The 19,517-nt window shown below is 41.0% G+C and carries 25 protein-coding genes; 19 read left to right on the forward strand and 6 right to left on the reverse strand.

Annotated features, from left to right (window positions below; translation table 11 throughout):
* Positions 1 to 119: 119 nt before the first annotated feature.
* The 6 genes from QSJ46_RS16380 to QSJ46_RS16405 all read left to right on the forward strand — a co-directional run bounded on the left by QSJ46_RS16380 (position 120) and on the right by QSJ46_RS16405 (position 4,232).
* Positions 120 to 1,163 (forward strand): tyrosine-type recombinase/integrase, encoded by a 1,044-nt coding sequence (locus QSJ46_RS16380; protein WP_285605008.1) that lies wholly within the window; start codon positions 120 to 122, stop codon positions 1,161 to 1,163.
* Between the two features lie 158 nt (positions 1,164 to 1,321).
* The gene (locus tag QSJ46_RS16385) at positions 1,322 to 2,050 is read left to right on the forward strand and encodes a helix-turn-helix domain-containing protein (RefSeq protein ID WP_285605009.1); all 729 of its coding nucleotides are present in this window, start codon (positions 1,322 to 1,324) and stop codon (positions 2,048 to 2,050) included.
* A gap of 2 nt (positions 2,051 to 2,052) precedes the next feature.
* Positions 2,053 to 2,589, forward strand: a complete 537-nt coding sequence (locus tag QSJ46_RS16390; protein ID WP_285605010.1) for a site-specific integrase — start codon at positions 2,053 to 2,055, stop codon at positions 2,587 to 2,589.
* 800 nt (positions 2,590 to 3,389) lie between these two features.
* Positions 3,390 to 3,692 carry a hypothetical protein gene (locus tag QSJ46_RS16395; protein WP_285605011.1) on the forward strand — a complete coding sequence of 101 codons (303 nt, stop codon included), beginning with the start codon at positions 3,390 to 3,392 and terminating at the stop codon, positions 3,690 to 3,692.
* Entirely contained in the window at positions 3,689 to 3,976 is a 288-nt protein-coding gene (locus QSJ46_RS16400; RefSeq protein ID WP_285605012.1) for a hypothetical protein, read from the forward strand. The genes QSJ46_RS16395 and QSJ46_RS16400 overlap by 4 nt, the downstream gene beginning before the upstream one ends.
* Before the next feature lie 115 nt (positions 3,977 to 4,091).
* Positions 4,092 to 4,232: a hypothetical protein gene (locus tag QSJ46_RS16405; RefSeq protein WP_285605013.1), complete on the forward strand. Its 141-nt coding sequence runs from the start codon at positions 4,092 to 4,094 to the stop codon at positions 4,230 to 4,232.
* A 138-nt stretch (positions 4,233 to 4,370) separates the two neighbouring features.
* Here the strand turns inward: QSJ46_RS16405 and QSJ46_RS16410 are convergent, their stop codons facing one another.
* Complete coding sequence (locus tag QSJ46_RS16410; RefSeq protein WP_285605014.1) at positions 4,371 to 5,144, reverse strand: hypothetical protein; 774 nt, start codon at positions 5,142 to 5,144, stop codon at positions 4,371 to 4,373.
* 194 nt (positions 5,145 to 5,338) lie between these two features.
* Here QSJ46_RS16410 and QSJ46_RS16415 point away from each other — a divergent pair, with 194 nt between their 5' ends.
* A complete protein-coding gene (locus QSJ46_RS16415) occupies positions 5,339 to 5,584 on the forward strand; it encodes a hypothetical protein (RefSeq protein ID WP_285605015.1) in 246 nt (81 codons plus the stop codon).
* Positions 5,585 to 5,598: 14 nt separating this feature from the next.
* Here QSJ46_RS16415 and QSJ46_RS16420 read toward each other — a convergent pair whose 3' ends face one another.
* The 4 genes from QSJ46_RS16420 to QSJ46_RS16435 all read right to left on the reverse strand — a co-directional run bounded on the left by QSJ46_RS16420 (position 5,599) and on the right by QSJ46_RS16435 (position 7,780).
* Positions 5,599 to 5,862, reverse strand: a complete 264-nt coding sequence (locus QSJ46_RS16420) for a tyrosine-type recombinase/integrase (protein WP_352230654.1) — start codon at positions 5,860 to 5,862, stop codon at positions 5,599 to 5,601.
* A complete protein-coding gene (locus tag QSJ46_RS16425) occupies positions 5,858 to 6,700 on the reverse strand; it encodes a hypothetical protein (protein ID WP_285605016.1) in 843 nt (280 codons plus the stop codon). Before QSJ46_RS16425 ends, QSJ46_RS16420 begins: the two co-directional genes overlap by 5 nt.
* A gap of 81 nt (positions 6,701 to 6,781) precedes the next feature.
* Positions 6,782 to 7,540: a hypothetical protein gene (locus QSJ46_RS16430; RefSeq protein WP_024427156.1), complete on the reverse strand. Its 759-nt coding sequence runs from the start codon at positions 7,538 to 7,540 to the stop codon at positions 6,782 to 6,784.
* 27 nt (positions 7,541 to 7,567) lie between these two features.
* Positions 7,568 to 7,780, reverse strand: a complete 213-nt coding sequence (locus tag QSJ46_RS16435) for a helix-turn-helix domain-containing protein (protein ID WP_198527735.1) — start codon at positions 7,778 to 7,780, stop codon at positions 7,568 to 7,570.
* Between the two features lie 111 nt (positions 7,781 to 7,891).
* Here QSJ46_RS16435 and QSJ46_RS16440 point away from each other — a divergent pair, with 111 nt between their 5' ends.
* The 9 genes from QSJ46_RS16440 (at position 7,892) to QSJ46_RS16480 (ending at position 16,104) form a co-directional block, all read left to right on the forward strand.
* Positions 7,892 to 8,239 carry a hypothetical protein gene (locus QSJ46_RS16440; RefSeq protein WP_024427154.1) on the forward strand — a complete coding sequence of 116 codons (348 nt, stop codon included), beginning with the start codon at positions 7,892 to 7,894 and terminating at the stop codon, positions 8,237 to 8,239.
* Positions 8,236 to 8,772, forward strand: coding sequence for a hypothetical protein (locus QSJ46_RS16445; RefSeq protein ID WP_285605017.1), 537 nt, complete (start codon positions 8,236 to 8,238; stop codon positions 8,770 to 8,772). The genes QSJ46_RS16440 and QSJ46_RS16445 overlap by 4 nt, the downstream gene beginning before the upstream one ends.
* Before the next feature lie 1,402 nt (positions 8,773 to 10,174).
* Positions 10,175 to 10,399 (forward strand): helix-turn-helix transcriptional regulator, encoded by a 225-nt coding sequence (locus QSJ46_RS16450; RefSeq protein WP_283931026.1) that lies wholly within the window; start codon positions 10,175 to 10,177, stop codon positions 10,397 to 10,399.
* Complete coding sequence (locus QSJ46_RS16455) at positions 10,389 to 11,321, forward strand: hypothetical protein (protein WP_285605018.1); 933 nt, start codon at positions 10,389 to 10,391, stop codon at positions 11,319 to 11,321. Before QSJ46_RS16450 ends, QSJ46_RS16455 begins: the two co-directional genes overlap by 11 nt.
* A 97-nt stretch (positions 11,322 to 11,418) precedes the next feature.
* Entirely contained in the window at positions 11,419 to 11,751 is a 333-nt protein-coding gene (locus QSJ46_RS16460) for a helix-turn-helix domain-containing protein (RefSeq protein ID WP_285605019.1), read from the forward strand.
* A 200-nt stretch (positions 11,752 to 11,951) separates the two neighbouring features.
* Complete coding sequence (locus QSJ46_RS16465) at positions 11,952 to 12,281, forward strand: hypothetical protein (protein ID WP_285605020.1); 330 nt, start codon at positions 11,952 to 11,954, stop codon at positions 12,279 to 12,281.
* 24 nt (positions 12,282 to 12,305) lie between these two features.
* Positions 12,306 to 13,016, forward strand: coding sequence for a hypothetical protein (locus tag QSJ46_RS16470; RefSeq protein ID WP_285605021.1), 711 nt, complete (start codon positions 12,306 to 12,308; stop codon positions 13,014 to 13,016).
* Between the two features lie 59 nt (positions 13,017 to 13,075).
* Positions 13,076 to 13,303: a hypothetical protein gene (locus tag QSJ46_RS16475; protein WP_285605022.1), complete on the forward strand. Its 228-nt coding sequence runs from the start codon at positions 13,076 to 13,078 to the stop codon at positions 13,301 to 13,303.
* Entirely contained in the window at positions 13,300 to 16,104 is a 2,805-nt protein-coding gene (locus QSJ46_RS16480; protein ID WP_285605023.1) for a phage tail tape measure protein, read from the forward strand. The genes QSJ46_RS16475 and QSJ46_RS16480 overlap by 4 nt, the downstream gene beginning before the upstream one ends.
* A gap of 680 nt (positions 16,105 to 16,784) precedes the next feature.
* Here the strand turns inward: QSJ46_RS16480 and QSJ46_RS16485 are convergent.
* Positions 16,785 to 16,949, reverse strand: a complete 165-nt coding sequence (locus tag QSJ46_RS16485; RefSeq protein WP_251180652.1) for a hypothetical protein — start codon at positions 16,947 to 16,949, stop codon at positions 16,785 to 16,787.
* A gap of 78 nt (positions 16,950 to 17,027) precedes the next feature.
* On the opposite strand from QSJ46_RS16485, the gene QSJ46_RS16490 reads away from it, so the two are divergent.
* The 3 genes from QSJ46_RS16490 to QSJ46_RS16500 all read left to right on the forward strand — a co-directional run bounded on the left by QSJ46_RS16490 (position 17,028) and on the right by QSJ46_RS16500 (position 19,302).
* The gene (locus QSJ46_RS16490; RefSeq protein WP_285605024.1) at positions 17,028 to 17,861 is read left to right on the forward strand and encodes an SMI1/KNR4 family protein; all 834 of its coding nucleotides are present in this window, start codon (positions 17,028 to 17,030) and stop codon (positions 17,859 to 17,861) included.
* Positions 17,862 to 18,038: 177 nt separating this feature from the next.
* Positions 18,039 to 19,157 carry a response regulator aspartate phosphatase gene (locus tag QSJ46_RS16495; protein WP_285605025.1) on the forward strand — a complete coding sequence of 373 codons (1,119 nt, stop codon included), beginning with the start codon at positions 18,039 to 18,041 and terminating at the stop codon, positions 19,155 to 19,157.
* Positions 19,147 to 19,302, forward strand: a complete 156-nt coding sequence (locus QSJ46_RS16500) for a hypothetical protein (protein ID WP_185907579.1) — start codon at positions 19,147 to 19,149, stop codon at positions 19,300 to 19,302. Before QSJ46_RS16495 ends, QSJ46_RS16500 begins: the two co-directional genes overlap by 11 nt.
* Positions 19,303 to 19,517 lie beyond the last annotated feature (215 nt).

A 19,517-nucleotide genomic window follows, 5' to 3' on the forward strand; every position in this document is an offset into this window, starting at 1 on the left:
GTATTTCTGCCGCTTTTTTATTTGCGCTGACTTATCGGTGACTTACCCGTAATTTTTACACAGGGTAGTTCCCCACGTTATCGACTCTCGTTCTGAAAAGAAAGGGGGTCGTTTTTTTAATGGTTAATATTCGTAGCGGAAAGAAAGTTAAAAACAAACGCAAGAGGGGCGCACGTCATTCCGATGACTTATCCGTACTGTTCGAAACGTTTATGACGATAAAAGAAGCCGAGGGGCGTGCGCCTGGTACTTTGCAGCAGTATCGCAATAATTTTAAGTCGTTAATAACGTTTTTAGACGAATTTGGAATACCGCATTCTAATAAAGAAATTGATCGTGATTTGATACGGCATTACATAAATTTTATGCGACTGAATTGGCGGCAATTTAAAGGAAACGAGTACATACCGGATGAGAACAGAAAGGTCGGGCTCGCGGATAGTACAATTAATACGAGACTAAAGACGTTGCGTGTCATGTATAGTACGTTGAAAAGTGAAGGAATCGTATTTGAAAACGTTATGAAAGGAATCAAAAACGTAAAGGAAATCGAAGAGCCTATTGTCGTACTAGAACCGGACGAACTCGGTAGATTACTGAAGGCGCCCAGTCGTGAAAGTTACGTAGGTTTCCGAGATTATGTGTTAATGAATGTTTTACTAGACGGGATGATGCGTATAGGGGAAGTAACTCACGTCAAAAAAAGTGACTTCGATTTTAATACGAATGTTTTGGTGATTAGAGGCGCTATAGCAAAGAATAGAAAATCGCGCTTCTTGCCGCTACTGCCTTCCACGATGCGATTGGTACGTGAACTTATTGAGGAGATTGAAGAGTTCGACAGTGATTATGTATTCCTTACAAACTATGGAGAGCGCTTGGGGCGGGATCATTTTAGAAAGAGACTTGTAGAATATGCAAAAGAAGCCCGTATAGATAAACGCTTACATCCACACTTATTCCGGCATACAGCGGCTACTCGATTTTTAGAAAATGGCGGAGATAGTCGAATGCTACAAAAACTTCTTGGTCATTTAGACTTGCGGATGATTCAAAGATATACGCATGTATCCGATGATTCTATCAAAAAAGCACACGCGAAGAATACCGTTATGAACTCGGTCATAAAAGCGCAAGCAAAGTCGAGAAAAATACTTATATAAAACACAAAAAAAGAACGCTCACTAACCGAATAAAATCCGGTAAGTGGAACGCCCTATCCTGCTTCCATTATATCGGAAAAAAGCGTACGAGTCAAACGCTTATTTAAGTGCGCCTTAATTTCAAAATGGTCTGCGTTCTCTCAAAGGGAGAGACGAACATGTATACGAAAGAATCAGCAAAAATGGCCCAATTCCGCTCAATTGACGAGCTGAACGGCGCTATCCGCACGCACATCTACCGCAATAAATCCAACCTATCACCGTCAGCAATAGACGTCTTGAAGGTGCTATCGCGTCACGCAGTCAAAACGCCAGGCGTTGCGTGGCTGAAGATCAATTCCATAGCGTCACTTATCGGAAAGCACCGTACTACAATTATACGCGCGATCAAGCGCCTAGAAACTCTCGGCATTATTCGTAAAGAAATAAAATACCGCCCTGTTAGCGGAGGAAACGGCGCAAATATGTACGTTATCCTAGCGCCTGCGCCTTCTAGTGCCACTGCGCAAATGCAACTCCGCCAAGATGCGACCAAGCCTACGGAGACTAAGGCGGATCGCCCAAAATCCGAAGACGAAGCCGTTATTCTTAAAAACAAAAATAATTTACTAAGTAATACGTATGCTGCGTTCAGAAATGTCATTGATTGCTTTGTAACTGATCGGCGTCTAACAAGCCGTCTATACGGCGTGTACTTAGCGCAGACATCCGCCCTTAAATCCGTATATGATAAGTCTTTGCTAGATGAAATCGGCTTGAATGCGCTTCGTATCGCTTTTATCGGCATTAAGCGTAAGCATATACGAAACATTGTCGGATATTATAGCGGAATATTAACGAATCTGTTCGATAATCTTTACCGCATGGAAATCGAAAGGGGCGCATGAGAATGGCGAATACAGTTGACGCAATCAAAAATAAACGAGATATAGAACGAATGAAGAAGGCACTTCACGGACGCGATCTAGTTATGTTCGTACTAGGCGTATCGTTGGGCCTCCGTATATCTGACTTGCTAACGATAAGAGTCGGTGATCTTCGAGGGCAGTCGCATTTAACTATCAAGGAAGGTAAGACGGGAAAGACTCGCGATATCAAGTTGTCATCTACGGTTGTTAAGCTGGCGCAGAAGTTAGACGGAGACGACGATTCGTATGTATTTCAGTCGCGCAAAGGTGTAAATAAACCGATCAGTCGCGTTCAAGCCTACCGTGTCTTAAATGCGGCAGCCGTAAGAGCCGGAATAAATATCGATATAGGGACGCACACACTACGTAAAACATTCGGGTATCAGCTTTATTCAAAAGGTATAAACATTACGCGGATTATGAAAGTATTCGGCCATAGTTCAGAGGCTCAGACGTTAAAGTATATCGGCATAACTGCGGATGAAATCGACGCAGCTTACGAGGCTATCGAGATATAAAACATCAAGCAGACGCCGCTCGTGGATAAAGCCGCCTAAAACTCAGGGGGTGTTGCACCATGTTACCGTATATAGAATGTAGGGGCTGAGCGTAATGGTCGGTACACTGCGGCATGAAGAGGCGTTAAGCCGTGTCCTATCAACGTTTATGTGACGATAGGTTACGAAGGTAAGACGCCTTAACGGTGTGTGTTACGTATCGACTTGTAACATACGAAACGCAATCCGTTTATGCATGATCTTATACAGTCGGGCCGGCATAGGGCATCGGGGAGTATACCGGAGTGGCGCGGTTTATACGTTGCATAAAAACAATAGTAGTCATTGCGAAGATAGGAACGTGACAAACGTTATCATATCAATGCTTTCGTACGTTCGCGAATGTAACTAAAGGTGATTCTGTTACGTTCGTTATGCGTTTTCATGTATGTTTTATTAATTTTCGCGATGAAACGTAGGAAAGATCCGCCCGCCCCCAAGCGCCCCGGCCAAAAACGCCGGATCTGACGAACAAAACTTACGCACAATTTTTTAAACTCGGGGTGTTAACCGTCTACTTGCTGCGATTCGCGCGGTCGTGGCTATCCGAAGATGTTCGGAGCAGGTGGAGGGTTAATACGCAAATTAAACGGAGGGTCTGCCGTGAAAAGAATCGAACCAGTACGGCTTAATTTCGAAACTGACGCAGAAGTAGAAGCTTTTTCGTCTTGGTTACGTAAAGATCGTCCGTTGACAAAGTCGGAAAAAAGAGTGCGTACTTTACTTGCGAATCACAAAAGAGCGAAAAGGAGGTCGCTAGGATGACTTCATTCACGGATGGTTGTATTCGTATCGCGGAAAACGAATATTTAACGAGAGAAACTAGCGAAATGGTTCGCATCTTCTTAGGCGTTGAGCGACCGGAAGACTTAACGCAATTAGACGGCTATGAAATTAAGCAGGAAATTTTCGTAGATCCAAACGGACTTACGTGGGGAACGAATAACTATCGGCTTATTGCGAAAAGTTCGGAAACGCAGCCGCAAGAAATTCCGTTATGTCCGGATAACCTCGGTATTTATTCTTTTTTAAGAGGACGGATACGTAGGAGGGATCGACCATGACCGCGCTACCTACTTTCGCCATCTGCGACGCTTGCAAACAACGGACCGCCGTTGTATTAAAAGAACGGCCCGTACGAAAAGGCATCGTCGAAACGTACTTTGACTGTGTCGTCTGCGGTACGCACTATCCGACCGCGATCACGAACAGCGCGTTAAGGACGAAAATAGAAGCGCTGAAGCAATTACGGCTTACGGACGGCTCGTCACCGGAATCAATCGACGCATTAAAAGCGGAAATAGCCGCCGATATGAAAGTATTGCGGGAACGGTACGGACTAGCATAACGATTTTAACACGTAAAAGGCACGAAATTAGACGTTTTGGTAGCCGACTAGGGTATTCGTAAGGGTGGACGGTGAAAAGCGCTAATTTCGTGTGATTTTTAAGGAGGACGGATAGATGACGAAGTATCGCAAAAAGCCGGTCGTAGTCGAAGCGGTTCTTTTCGAGGACAAATTGGAATCTATAACGGCTATAGCAGAAATGACTAAGGGCACAACGACTCAGATAGACTTTGAGCACGACCAAGTACACCGCTAAAACAGCCAGCTGAGTGGCGTTGATGTCACCGTGAGGTAGTCGTCGACATAATAAAAAATCACCTCGTTTCAGCTTAGTTACTAAAGTGATTTAGTAAGAGACTGCGAGAACGAAGTGATTAGAGTGCGGTAAATTATTCTATTGGAATTTCTCTTTGCTTTTCTCTAATTCAACCTTGATTTCCTGATAATCTTTATCAAGTTGGATAAGAACTGCAATTGTTTTCTCTACATTAACGACTTTTTTTAAATCCTCAGTTGTCAAAGAGTCGCGAAGTGACTCGCCTTTTTCGAGTTCATACAGTTCTTTCATTTGGGTAGCGTTTTTATCAAAGATGGTCTTGTAAACTAAGTTCGTAAATGTGGAGTATTCATAACCTTTTTTTAAAGTACCTTGATAGAATTCTTTGATGGAATCTGTTAATTGGCGCCTTTCAATGCGGGTCATTTCTCTTTGAGCCGCCCATATTGCGAGTTCTTTCGGACTGCCTTGTTCTACATTTAATAGGTAGTGGCGGACGGATTTTGCCACTTCAGAATCTGTAAGGAGCATTCCTAGCCGTAAAAGACCTCTTCGATTAAATACGGTAAGAGAATTTACTCCTTTAAACAGAGATTCATCCTGAAGCTCTGACTTAAATTGCTTTAGAGAAGCTCCTTTTAAGACGCGGACTTCGCCATATTCATTGAATTCTTCCCTGTTTCTTCCTAATGCTGTTCTTATAGTAGCAGTAGGGACGTCGTAATATGCAGCGGCCATATCCGTTGTGATCTCGATCGAACCAGGAAGCTCCGGAATAGCTTTAACTTTCAGTAAGACTTCTTCCTTGAAAACATGTTCATCTCTCAATGTTCTACTCTCGATAAGAACCATCTCATTGCTGTCATTAATGTTTGCTTCTATTTGCGCCATTAACATTTTCCTCTCCGGGTATTATTTACTAGCTATTTACAATATTAACCTAATTGTCTGAATATATCAATTGAAAAGTTATGGACTTTCGTCATACTCACGCAATCAGAACGAGGCTTCCGGTCAGCGCCGGAGGTCTTTTTGTGATTGCGTTCAAATGCGCAGCAATAAAACGGACAAAGGGGATGACGTGAATGGCGGAAAACAAACGCGAATCAGTCGGGAATTTAAACGTAAAGGTAGACGTAGATGTTTCGGAGGCTATCAAAGGGCTCAAAGCGGTTCAGCGCGCAGCGAAGGACGCGACGAAAGCGTTGGCTGAATTAGAAGCAGCGATGAAAGGGTACGCTAATGCACCAAATAATCGCAAAAAAGGCGGGTATGGAATTGTAACGGAACCGTATGCGCTCGACCGAGTCTACAAAGATCCGTCGGAATAAAAAAGCACCACGAACTAAATCGCGATGCTCTCATATGCGTCCGAAATCTCGTCGGCTGTGATGCCGATATATTTCAGCGTATCTTTTTCGGATGAATGACCGAGAATCGCCATGATCCGGTCGACTGCGATATCCATTTCATACAAGCGGTAGCCGAACGTCTTACGCAACGTATGAGTACCGATGTTGCCGATCTTTTTAGCGATTCCAGCGCGCTCGGCGGCTTCGTTTAGAATACGATAGGCTTGGACACGGCTGATTTGATGAATTAAATTAATTCAGAGGATCTTGAGGAGTTATTAATTTGTTGATTTTTTTTAATATATGTGAATAACCTCCTGCTTTTCCACCTAAAATACCTAGCAGTTCAGGATCGTTTGTATTATTAATAAAAATATTATCAATATGGTCTTGGAGGCTGGAGTTAGCTGTACGATAAATGCTGTTATTTCGTTTTGCCTTTACAGTGAGGTACTTATGGTTATCTTTTATATAATCAATCACACTCTCAAAATCTTTTGAATTAATTCTTTCGTTGATGAGTGGGGTTGATAAAATAACATTTTCGAAGTCATCTTTATTATACTTGTAATTCACCTTGCTTATTATAACTAAAAATGGAAAAGTATCTAGTCTCAATTTGAAATTTTCTAATTCAATTACTTTTCCACGAATCATATCATTTTCTCCTTTTCTGCCAAAAAAATTCTGGGGAAGATAACTAGTAATTATACTATCTTTAGTCTGATTACCAACAATCTGTTCTGTTACCTCATCATAAGGAACTATTGAAAGTATAAGAGAACTATTTCTTACGGTACCACCTTCATCAAAATAGTAGAGCTTACTTGGTATAAACATTAGGTAGCTAGGTGAGGGGGTATTGTCCAATTTAGAACTAGCTTCGTTAATTAACTCAAATCTAGGGTTTTTTGTCCACAAATTTTGAATTATTTTTAAATCTGGTGATTGTTCTCTTTTTGTCTGTTTAAAGATATCGTTCGAAATTTTAGTTGCTTTTTTTGAATTTTTTAATGATAAATAAGAAAAACCTAAAGCTACTACAGAAATTATAATAGGTATAATTTTCATCCAATCAATACATTTTAAATCCATATTTGCTGGCCTCCTTGGGTTTACTATGAGAGGTGTCTCTATAGAATGATTTCCTCACAAACGCAAGATATTAATAGGGTTTTAAGTAGTTAATTTATACATTTTTATTTGGACTACTATGTTTATTGCAGTGCATAATACAAAGGCGACAAAAGTTAGTGGGCTTAAATTTGTAAAACTATATAAAAGAATTGGTAAAGAAAATATTAATATATTTATTATTAGATTTAAAAATTTAGCTGAATAGTCAAGTAATATTGTTAGCAAAAGAATTTCTGTAAATATGTAAATACTTAAGGATAAAAATAAGAATAAATTATTTTCTTTTACTATAGTGTGTATAGTAAGAAATATAATAAGTATGACGATGGTGGTTTGTACAAATGGAATTGCGATTAAAAAGATACTATCAAAAAAACGCACTACTTTACTAAAATACTTTCCGCTGATATGTTTTTTTGTTTTTATGCTTGTTAATTCCTTTAAAGCAGTTGACTTAAATTCTTTAATACTTCTTCCATTTTCATTTAATAATTTTACAAAAAGATTAAATGTTTCTGGGCGCATTAATGGAAGTTGATCATTTACAATGCCAAAGAATTCTGCTCGACTAATTTTATTAGATAAAGCTAATTCGGCATTTTTTAAAATCTCTGCACAGCAATTCATTGTGTTTTTTAATTCATTATCCCGATAATTCGTTATATTATCATTGTTGCCTTTTAGGAATTTAAAAAGCCATATAAATAGGATAGTTAATACTATCACTTTTGGGCTTGATAAAGCATTTTCTTCCGACAGTTTGGAGATTTGTTTTGCAAATAAATTAAAATCTAACATGAGTACCTCCTCTTTAAAAATAAGTGTTTATTCTTCTTCTAAAGTAATAATTTTGTTTATATCTTCAATACCAAACGTATTCGCGATTTTTTCAATATGGCCAAAATTAATATTTTGCCTTTTTCCATTCATTAGTTCGCTTAACGCTGCGTGTCTAATTCCACATTTATCTGCAAATGCTCTAAGAGATAATTTTTCCTTTTCTAAAATCTCCTCAATTTTAACTTTAACGATTTTCATAATTAGTCTCCTTAAATAAAATAATCTCTTGACTGTACGTATAAGCGTACCATATAATTCAGGTATTAGTGGTACGCATTAGCGTAACGAATGTGAAAAGGGGAGTTATCAATGCAGTTAAAATTTGAAGAAAATAAATATGAAAAGAAAATAATTGATTTTGTTATTCATCCTGATGAGTATGATCCGGAAATATTTGTAGAAGCAGTTGAGATTGTAGATTTAGCAAATGGAATTGTTTTCAGTGCTGGGGGTGGCTTTATTGAATTAATTAAACCCTATGTTCGTGAAGATGGAGCTATTGAAATTGGTTCCAAGAGTCATGAAATAGCTGGGATTAATGTTCCGGAGGATCTACCTATTGATATAAATATAATCATGAAAATGACTGTTATTGAATTGTTGCAGGAAATTTTGAAAGTAAATATGGACAAGGAAAATAAGAGGTTGAAAAAATGAAAAAAATTTTTCATGTAACTAATAAAACAATCGCAGAGGCAGTACGAATTTTTGGACTATCGAAAGAGAACGCAGCTAACGAACTAATCGGACGCGCGCACCAAGCCGTCAAAGTATATACGTTTGATTCAACGAACCGATCTGAAGCAGTTTACGACCACTACCCGACTAATACGCGTCTTATCATCGCAACAAATGGCGCAATCATCGGCGTTTATGAGATCGGAAAACTACCTGGGAGCAACCGCAACGCGTGCGAATTAGTTAGATCGACCATTCTTCGCGGCCTCAAAGTGGAATATGAGCGTCTTTATAGTCAGTGGGCGGACGTCGAAGTAACTTTCGCGCAAACGAGTCTTGAAATCGCCTTCACTAAACGTGCGCAGATCGGCGAAAAGGATGCCGCGGTTTTGGTTGAATACGCGAAGAAGTTGTCCGACCTTTGCTTCGAGAATAGCAAGCGCCATAAAGAAAGAAGTAAGTTGCATCGTGAACTGATTGAATTGGAACGCGCCTTCGTTCCGTATCTTTAAAGCGGTGAAATTGCACGAAATTAGACGTTTTGGGAGCGGTCGGGACTTAGTATACTCGGAAGACCTGAACGGCTTAATTTCGTGTGATTTTAGTTATGAGCAAACTGCGTGATGGATCTCGAGCACCGTGTATCGTCTACCCATATACGGCTATTCCGTTAACATCATTATTTGAAGTGCTAAGGCTTCATTCGGTGAAGGGTACGGGTTCATGTGTAGAAGGGGGTACTTCGGCCGCCGTGTAATGTTCGTGATACACGGATTCAGTGTGGCGCAAACAGAACAAACGGCCTTTCAGTGTGGCGAAAACAGAACACGTCAAAACCGCCTTGGCGCTCAGAGCCACGTGGGATACAGCCGTTTTTAGGCGTTAACGTTGTCTTATTCTTAGGGAAAGACCTAGCGTCACTCCGTTCCGCAGATAACGCAATAGAATACATATAGAAGGACGGCGGCTTATTATTTGCGGACGAGGCGTAGCCGAGGTCGCTGTACTTAAATACATACGGAATGGATAGCGTTAATACAGCGTACATATAAACGATAAATAAACGCCTAAGCAACGTTAATTTACTTGTGAAACATACGCTTAGTTATCTATGTCTTATGAGGACGTAAATGAACGTAACATACTAACGGTAAGGTGACGTATAAGCATACGTATTAATCGCATTCCCCGATAAGTACGAGAAGGCGAAATTACTTACGAGATAAAAGACTAGCGCTCAGTTAAAACCCTTCGCGCAAATACCTAATTTAAAAGATACATCTATCGCGATAAGGGATATTTGCGAGAGTAAGCGTAAGCGAACGAATTGCTTTGGTTTATGTTAGTGTTACTTGTTGCGTCGATAATGTAAATTTAGACTTCTGACTAAGATATACCAGCACTTTATAAAATGCCGTAAAACCGCGCAGCTCTAAGTGTTCCTCCACTTTTGGAGGCGGCCCGAAAAACCAAGTATTAGCCGGAAAAACGACCCGAAAAACCAAGTATTACGTATGGTGACTATACTGCCGATACGCTGTCTTACGTAGTAGAAGGACGTATACCCTACATAATACGTCGGTAGTTATCTATGTCTTATGAGGACGTAAATAATTCAGGCCAATGGGTCGTTGGTGAGTATAACAGCTTCGAATATGTCGCCTTACTTTATAGAGGAGCAAAATTCACTTGTGAAACACCTAGATATGCATCCTATTAAGTGAGGAAGTAAATTCAGTAATTGTCTATACCCATAAAATATACGAATATGTGTCCTATATAATGAAGATGCTTGTATGAATAATGAAAATGCTGTACTACGTTATAGAATGAACAACCCAAGAACGTTGGGTTCTTTTTTATTTGTTATAAATGTTCCTAGATAGAACAAAAAAATGAGAGGATGGTGATTTAATGACGCCGGAATTGGTACGAATTCTAAGATTAACTAATGAACTGACCCAGGCTGAATTAGCGGAAAAAATAGGCTGTTCAGGACGGCTAATCGCCTTTATTGAGCGGCATGAAAGAAGCCTCACCGAACGACTGGCGAATCGACTTATGATTGCATTCAATTTAGACGAAAAGAAAATTCAAGAACTACGAAAATTAAGGGAGGCGATCGTATTTGACGAATAGAGTTGCAGAGCAGCGCCAATGGATGAGCCTACCAGCAGGCGTCAAGAAGGATATTTTCGGCATTAAAGCAGAAGCAACGATAAAAGACGGCCAAATCTTCAATAAACATGGCAAGGACGTCTCTCACCTAGTAGAAGTAGTTACGAAAACGTCCGGTAAACAGGTTCGTAACCTAAAAATCAAAGACGATCTTACTGCGCATGAATCTGAAAACGGTGGTTTTGTTACCGCTTTTTACAATGACGCAGTTACTATGGAAGAAAGTTTCCCGAAGCTCAACCGATCCGACCTAGCACGCTTAATGCTAATTGGTACATACACTGGATGGGGCGACGGCCAGCTAAAATATGATAATGGTAAGCCAATTAATAAAAGCGGATTAAATAATCTAGTAGGAATGAGCGCCGGTAAATTCAGAGACTTCTATAAAAAGTTAGAGGAAGAGCGCATTATTCGTGAAGAAAATGACGTTATTTATATGAATCCTTGTGTTTTCTATCGCGGGGCGCATTCTGACGTCAGACAACTTACGAAAGAAATGCAACATACAAGAATGTTCCGTGCTACAGTAAGGAATCTTTGCAAGGCGTACAGTGGGCGCTCAGTAAAACAACTTGCGATCATATATTCCATTTTGCCGTTTGTAAACTTCAAATTCAATATCGTTTCATTCAATCCAAGCGAATCAAATGAGGACTTAGTAAAACCTATCCCATTAGATAAGTTAGCCGCGCTTCTGGGGTACAAGGATCAAGGTCAATTTAAAAATACTTTGAACAAAATTAAATATGAAGGTAAACCAGTTTTTGGGTTCTTTGAAATTAGCGGAGACAGAAGGAAACGAAAAACCGTTGTTAATCCGCGTGTTATTTATGCGGGTAAAGGGGATTCACTGGCCGCGATTAAAGCCTTATTCAATTAAATTGGCAGGCATCCAAGCATCGTCAAAGTGCAAAGATGTCTATTCGTCGTGCTTATTATTAATGTAAAAAATTTTTCAATAATGGAGGGACAAAAACATGCTTGATAGAAAATCGCTTTTTAAAATCCGCAAGATATTTCGCTTAACACAGGAGGACGTCGCGAAAATTACCCGCACCTCACCGGCCACAGTTTCGAGAATCGAGTCAGGCGAACAAGAGTTAAGCGAAGGTTTTTCGGAGTGTATTTTGAGTTCGTTAAAACTCACAGAAACAACTGTGAAACCGATGCTAGAGTTTTATGACAAAACTGAAAGAGTAAAGAGGGGCGAATGGGTTCCAAACGACGATTTGATATCGGGTAGCGCACGAAATGAGCCTTCAAAAGCTAATACGCCAGTATTAGGATGGTTAGATAAATACACACGCTAATTTCGTTTGATTTTTATAGGAGGCGATCATCGTAATAGTTTTCGTTAAAAGTGACGAGGTGTTACTCGTAGATTCCGAGACCGGCGAAATTATGTATCGAGATACAGAAGGATCAAAAGACATACGGATTTCCCGCGCCGTCATGACTTGTCGTTATGCAGATGTAAGCGGAGAATTGATATATGCGAAGGGGTGATCGGATGTACTGCGTTTCAAAAGTAAACGAATTTTATGGCGATTATGGAGCCGCAGAGTCTTATTATGTTCGCGAAACTGCAAACGGCAACATGGCCGATCTTTTTGAAGACGGTGCTGCTCATATTAACCTAGACACTGACCGCGGGGCCTTCGCAGTTACAAATAAAAACGGCGAAATTTACGTTAGTTCTACTAATTGTGAACGTGATTTTCTTGCGCTGCTTAAAAACGCGGTGTCTAGCGCCCACCTTTTAGGAGCCAACGAAGTGTACGTCTTGCCGGAAATGAAGAGCGCTGAAGATATGATCGGAAAATTAACAACCGCCGAATAGCGGTAAAAATAGGAGGAACATCATATGACAAAATTAGAACAGATCAAAAAGGGATTTGAAGAATTACGCGAGCTAAAGAAGAAGCCTCAGAAAATCGCTATTGATGCGGCTACTGTCTACAATTACGAAAGAGAAAAGATTAGAGTGAACTCGGATTTAAGTACAACTGGGAAGGACGCTAAATACTCCAAACTCCAAAAGGACATTGCATGGGCTTTAATGAAGGAATATAGCGAGGTACAGAAAAAAGTCTCTTCGCTGCAAGATAAGCTAATTAAGCAGGCACAAGCAGTCATTTTAGAGCCGGTCAAAGAACCGGATGCATACACAACTTTAATGTTCAATCGAGAGTATGAACAATTTAAATCGGATATTGCATTGGCTCCAAATGGGACCATCGCTGACCAGAAAATTAAAGATTTTTTCAATAAGGTAGATGATCCATTTTTCGCGCAACAAATTAAGAGTGAACTTTCTTCATTAACAAACACGATGCTTTCGGTTGGAGCTGATAAGGGAATAGTATCATCCGCAGTTGACAAACTAAATTCAAAAACATTAACAAGTGAACACAAAGAAGCTATGGAGATGCTAGAGAGCGTAGAGTCTTCCAAAAAATCAGAGCTACTTTTAACCAATGGGATGCATCATACTCACATTAAAAATGTAATTGGTCTTGAAGCATCAAAATATGTAAATAAACCGGATGAATACTTATCCACTTATGCTGAATAGACTTCGCGGGCGCCTTTGGGCGTCCTTTTTTATTTCTATAAAGAGAGGGTGCGCATTAAATGAGTGAATTAAAACTAACCGTCACTGACCAAGAAGCCGAAGCAACCGGCAGAGCGGTCGGTGTTTTTTTATGGGCTATGAATGAAGCGATTAAAGGGGATTTTGAACTCAGCGAGGAGCAGGCTATCGCAATAAATGACGCTTTAGACGAATTAAATAAGTTCGATCAAAAGGGCCTAGAAATACTATTCGAAGGGGCAATTAAAGCTAGAGGCGATGAATCATGAGTGCGGTATCAGTAGGCGAAATCGTCGCACGCCTTGAACTCGATTCCTCTCAGTTTTCTTCGAGTGTCTCGCAAGCCCAGGCGCAGATGCAACAGATGGGCAATTCGGCCAAGTCGTTAAGCTCGCAAATGGGCCTCGTACAAAAAGCGGCCTTAGCGGTCGGCGGCGCAGTCGTGGTCGGCATCGGGGCGTCTGCAAAAGCGGCGGCGAACTTCGAGCAGCAAATGAGCGCAGTCAAAGCGGTATCGGGCGCCACGGCAGGCGAGATGAAAACGTTGACCGACCTCGCAATCAAGCTGGGCGAATCGACGTCTTTTAGTGCGACCGAAACGGCGCAGGCAACCGAGGAACTCGTAAAGGCCGGCGTAACGACGAAGGACATCATAAACGGAGGCTTAGCGGGCGCGCTCGATCTAGCAGCGGCGGGCAACTTAAATCTTGCGGATGCGGCCGAAATTGCCAGTACGGCACTTAACGCGTTCAAGGCGGACAGCTTATCGGTATCTGAAGCGGCCGACATTCTCGCAGGCGCAGCCAACGCATCGGCGACGGACGTAGGCGAAATGAAATTCGGCTTGGCGCAGGTATCGGCAGTCGCGTCCGGAATTGGAATGTCGTTTAAAGACACGGCGACGGCGCTTGCGGTATTTGCGCAGAACGGAATCAAAGGTTCGGATGCCGGTACGTCGCTTAAAACGATGCTATCGCGGCTAGAACCGCAGACGAAGCAGCAAACGGAAGAAATGATGGAACTCGGACTCATAACGTCGGATGGAACGAATAAGTTCTTCGACCAAGCCGGCTCGCTGAAAGACTTGGCGTCTATTTCCGGCATTCTACAAAACGCGTTCAAGGGGCTTACGGATCAGCAACGGCAGTCTTCACTACAGACGCTATTCGGTTCGGATGCGGTTCGTGCTGGAACGGTGTTTTATAAAGAAGGCGCAAAAGGCGTTGAAGATATGGCGGCGGCCATGTCGAAGGTAACGGCGGCCGAGGTATCTAAAGTTAAGCTCGACAACTTCCTCGGATCAGTTGAAGAACTTAGCGGCGCAGTCGAAACGCTCGGTATTAAGCTCGGGAACGAGTTCTTGCCGCACCTACGGAAAATAGTCGATATTGGAGCCGATTTAGTTCGGGCTTTCAGTTCGATCAATCCTAGCGTGGTTGCGACGGGCTTGGCAATGGCGGGTACGTCGGCGGCGATCGCCCTTACGGCTTCTTCTGCGATAAAACTTGGCTTTGCGTTGCGAGGTCTTTTCGCAGCGATGGGACCGGCTGGTTGGGTCATAACTGGACTATCGATACTTGGCGGATTGTTAGTCGGAGTTTCTGCGGGCTATAAAGCGATGAATACCGTCAGTCTCGAAGCGGCAAACGCGAAGCAAAAGGAAGTCGACGGTATTAACAAAACGATCAAAGAGTACGACGGACTTCAGGCGAAAATGAAGCTGACGAACGACGAACTACTGCGCTACTTAGACAACAAGGACGCGCTGGCTAACGAAAAAGATTCGGCTGCGATTAAAAAGCTAAACGCTGAACAAGACGACCTCCGTAAAAACTCGGGGCTTACGAATGAGGAGTTCGACCGGTTCTTACAACTGAACGATCAGATCATCAAGAAGTCACCGGAAACAGAAGCGGCTTTCTCGGCGCAAGGGAATGCAATCGCGAAGAACACCGAGGCGATGAAAGCGTTGAGTAAGGAGAAATACGAAGAACTAAGCATAGAACTAGAGAAACAAGCAACAATCGCTGAACGAAACGAAGACCAAAACTTGGCGAAGGTTACGGAGCTACAAACCGGTATAAATAAACTTAAACGTGAAAGAAACGACTTAGAAGACGACCTAGCTAAACAAAAAAGCCTCATTCTTCAAAAAGAAATGGAACTTCAGAGTGCAGAGAAAGAAGGTAATGCCGGAAAAATCTCGATGGCACAGCATGAGGTGGAACTTGAAAAATTCAATCTGAAGAAGAAACAAGATCAATATGCCGAGATATTGAAGCAGATACAGGCGAAGAACAAAAGTCTCGGAGAAACGCAAAAGGAACTCGGAAAATTGGACCAGGTAAAGCAAAAGCAGGTCGATCTAGCGCTTCAGCAAGTCGGTCTCAACGCCAAGAAAGGTCAAGGCGTCGCCGTTCTTGATAAAGAGATTATGAAATTGAAAGATGCGCGCGCTAATCTCGTAAATAACACCACTGAAGCGGATAAAAAGACGGCTGAATATCGAGAATCACTCGCAGCCATCGAAAAAGAACTATCGCAGTTAGATCAGACGAAGAATAAAGTTATCGATATCACTAGCCAAGCGGAGAAAATGAATAACGCACTCGGCAAAGACTTGAGTAAATACATCACGATATTTACTAACGATGTCACCCGTAAGACTGAACGAGCTGTCAGCCGTGGGCGCGGAAACGAAGGCACGTATCACGTCGGAGGCATCGTCGGTAAACCAGCCGGCAAGCTACACTCGGGCGGAATGGCGTCCAAATTCGGCAATCCGATGAGCCGCGAAGTTGATATCCGCGCATTAAGGAACGAGATGGTCTTGACAGAAGCACAGCAAGCGAATCTTTTCCGTATGGTTGACGCTGGGCATACAGCCAATATCGGCAATGGAACCGCGTTTGCTTCTTCCGAAGTAACACGCCTTTTACAGTCGATGGATAACACGCTTAAAGCAAGAGGGAGCGGCACCGTGATTATGGATTCGGAAGTTGTCGGTCGTTTAGTAGAACCACATGTAAGTAGACGGCAAATGGACGAAATAGATCGAAGTAGCTACTAAAGATATCGACGGCCATTGCGACTAATATTGCGTGGCCGTTTACATATTTACGTTGATGCCGATATAAAGAACAGCGTATGATAAATTAATACATATAAGGGGGGGTAATTCCATGATTAAGGTGTTTCCGAAAGTCCTATTCGTTCTTGCGTGGGTATTGCTGGCGGTAGGTATATTAACGAATATAGAAAGTACAATGCATTATAATGCGACTCAGTTCGTAATGGAGGGCGAGACTGCGAAGCCGATCCGATTAATGGAAATCGTTAGAGACATAACTTCGCCTATATTTAATTCGGCGGTACTTATCGCGATTTCGTATATCCTTCAGTTAATGATAGATCGTAAGACAAGCGCGTAACTCCATACGCAGCCTCGTCCTTAATTGGGCGGGGCACTTTTTTATGATGTAAACTAGCTACGGAGGAAAATATTTCTTGCAGTATAGAGGCGCTACGCTGTATAATACGAGTTAACAGAACGAGAGCGAACGATTTATACCGTATTATTAAGCGTTTGACTTACCGACTGACTTACCGGAGACTTATCGTATACCTTGACAGGGTAGAGGTCGCTGGTTCGAGCCCAGTCGGAATCATCGTTGAAACCCTTGCGTAGCAAGGGTTTTTTGTTTTTTAAAAACGAATATTTGTTCAGTTTCTTTTGATTGGGGACGAACTTTATCCGCCAGATTGTTTCTCAGTTGGCGGGAGGTTTTTGACTGATTGCCTAACGATCTTCTCGTCTTTACCTGTTTTTCTTTTCAAATCATCTATTGTTGGATTCTTACGGAAGCGGCTCATATTATAAATAATTCGATAAATCTTTCTCTCGAGATCAGACATACAATCACCACCAAAACAGTTTGATAGAATTTATGTTCGTGAAAGAGTTTTGTTAAATGACACTAGGAGGAAAAAACTTTGAAATCTTTTTGGGAAATAGACGAGGAAGGTTACTATACGTTAAAAAAGATCAGCAAAGCAGAAATATCTAAGGCTGAAAAGAAACTTGGAGTCACTTTGCCAGATACATACAAAAAGCTCATATTTGAACAGAATGGTGGTTATACAGTTCATAATGCTTTTCCAACCACTCACTCTAATTCATGGGCTGAGGATCATATTCAATTTAATCATCTTTTGGGAATTGCTGAAGATGAAGGGATTATGGATAGTGCCTATTTAATAAAAGAGTGGGAGCTGCCAGAAGGGCTTGTTTTGATTAACGGGGATGGCCATACTTGGGTAGCGATGGATTATCGAAAAACGAAAGAGAATCCTGCAATTCATTATTTTGATGTTGAGATGGAAGAAGATTTTAAATTAGCAGATTCCTTTGATGAATTCATTGAGGGGCTTTATACAGCTGAGTACACTGTTGATGAGGAAGCAGCAGAAGGTGAAGAACTTTCTGAAGTTCATTTAAGTAAAGAAGAACTTGAAGCCATATTTGAATTGGACGTCCTTGATGAAGGTAATCTGTATAAAATTCAATATTACCCGATGGTTGATTTGAACGAAATTGAATGGTTTTTTAAAAAGATGCAATATCACATTGAAAAAACAAAAGATGAAGATGATCTTTATGAAGTAGCTTCTACGATTAACAACGTTCTCTTATTGAATCCCAATATGCCAATCAACGATAAAATTAATGGAAATCTAAATCAAATTGCTAAATTTTTAGAAAAAAATAAAGATCCACTTATAGTAAATCAAGGAGAACAAATTGCTATGAAAACAAGTTTCCTTTAGTAAGCTTTGGGCAGAAGATTTATTTGGAGTATCATCAAATAATAAAAGGCATACCAGAGAGACGAATTCGTCTCTCTTTTTTGTTCTTTTTTGCGGTTTCTTTTCGGTGTTATGTAAATTACTGTATGTAATAATATATGTAATATAAGGGAATTTTGTGGAAGGGGGAGTATGGGGATGGAGAAAGTTCTTTCATCACATGTTGGTGTGAAAATAAATGAATGGTATAAAATGATTCGGCAATTCAGTGTTCCAGATGCAGAGATTTTGAAAGCTGAGGTAGAACAAGAAATTGAACGAATGGAAGAAGACCAGGATTTACTGATTTACTATCAATTGATGTGCTTTCGTCATCAGCTTATGCTTGATTATATTAAACCCTCAGAGCAGCGCTCTTTATCCATTGCAGACTTAGTTGATAAAATAGAAAACTCCAATCATAAATTGTCCGGCATGCTGCAGTATTACAACGCGTTTTTTCGCGGAATGTATGAGTTCAGTATAAAAGAATATGTACAGGCCATCCAATACTATAAAATAGCCGAGAAACAACTTACGCTAGTTATAGATGATATTGAGCAAGCCGAGTTTCACTTCAAGGTGGCTGAAGCCTACTATATTATGAAACAAACTCATGTTTCCATGCATCACATCATTAAGGCGCTTGAAATTTACGATCAGTATGAGTTATACAAGTTTAGAAAAATTCAATGCTTATTTGTAATAGCAGGAAATTATGATGATTTGGCTCGACATGATAAATCAATTCCTCATCTAAAGCATGCAATTAAAATTGCAGAGGAAATTGGAGATCAAAAAATCCTAACTAAAGCCTTTTTGAATATTGGCCATACATTTGATAGAGACGGACAATGGGATGAGGCTATTAATTACTTTGAAAAGGGAATTCAAAAGGCGAATAATGATTCTGAGCTTCTTACTAAGTTGTATTTTGCGATTAGCTGTACGCAATTTAAAGCGGGAAGACTTAGAGAAGGAGAAGCATCTTTAAAAGAAGGTACTAATATACTTGAGGAAGCCCCTAACAAACTTTATGAAAACCTATTTAACTTCTTAGAAGCGGTTTATGTTAATAATATAAATGAAGAGCAGCTGGCCGAGGTGTTTCAGTATTTAGAGCAGAAACAGCTTTTCGCTTATACTGAAGCATGCTATATAGTATATGCAGATGAGTATGGGAAACAAGGTCGATTTGAAGAAGCTACGGCTGCTTATCAAAAGGTATTAGAAACACAACTCAAAATTCAGAGAGGGGATTGTTTGTATGACTTTTAAGAAGGGTTTTACGATGATTGCTCTTACGGTGGTTGCAGCTGCAGGAATGTACAGTGTTGCAATTGATCGAAACACGACATCGATACAAAAAATCGATCGAAACACGACTATGATCGATCGAAACACAACTTCTCAAAACGTATAGGCAAAATTAAAACAGACTCTGCATGGTCTGTTTTTTTATGGGGACGAATTGGGGACGAACCCTTTCAGTTTTCTTCAGAAATGCACATTTTTTATCAGAAAGGCTCATCATAGAACCTTATTAAATCAGTCTTTTTCAGGGAAGGTCTGTTTGCTTCGGATGAGGTCATTCACCTTGACAGGGTAGAGGTCGCTGGTTCGAGCCCAGTCGGAATC

This window comes from Bacillus sp. YKCMOAS1, assembly GCF_030268125.1.
In the GTDB taxonomy this organism is placed as follows: Bacteria; Bacillota; Bacilli; order Bacillales; family Bacillaceae; genus Bacillus; species Bacillus safensis.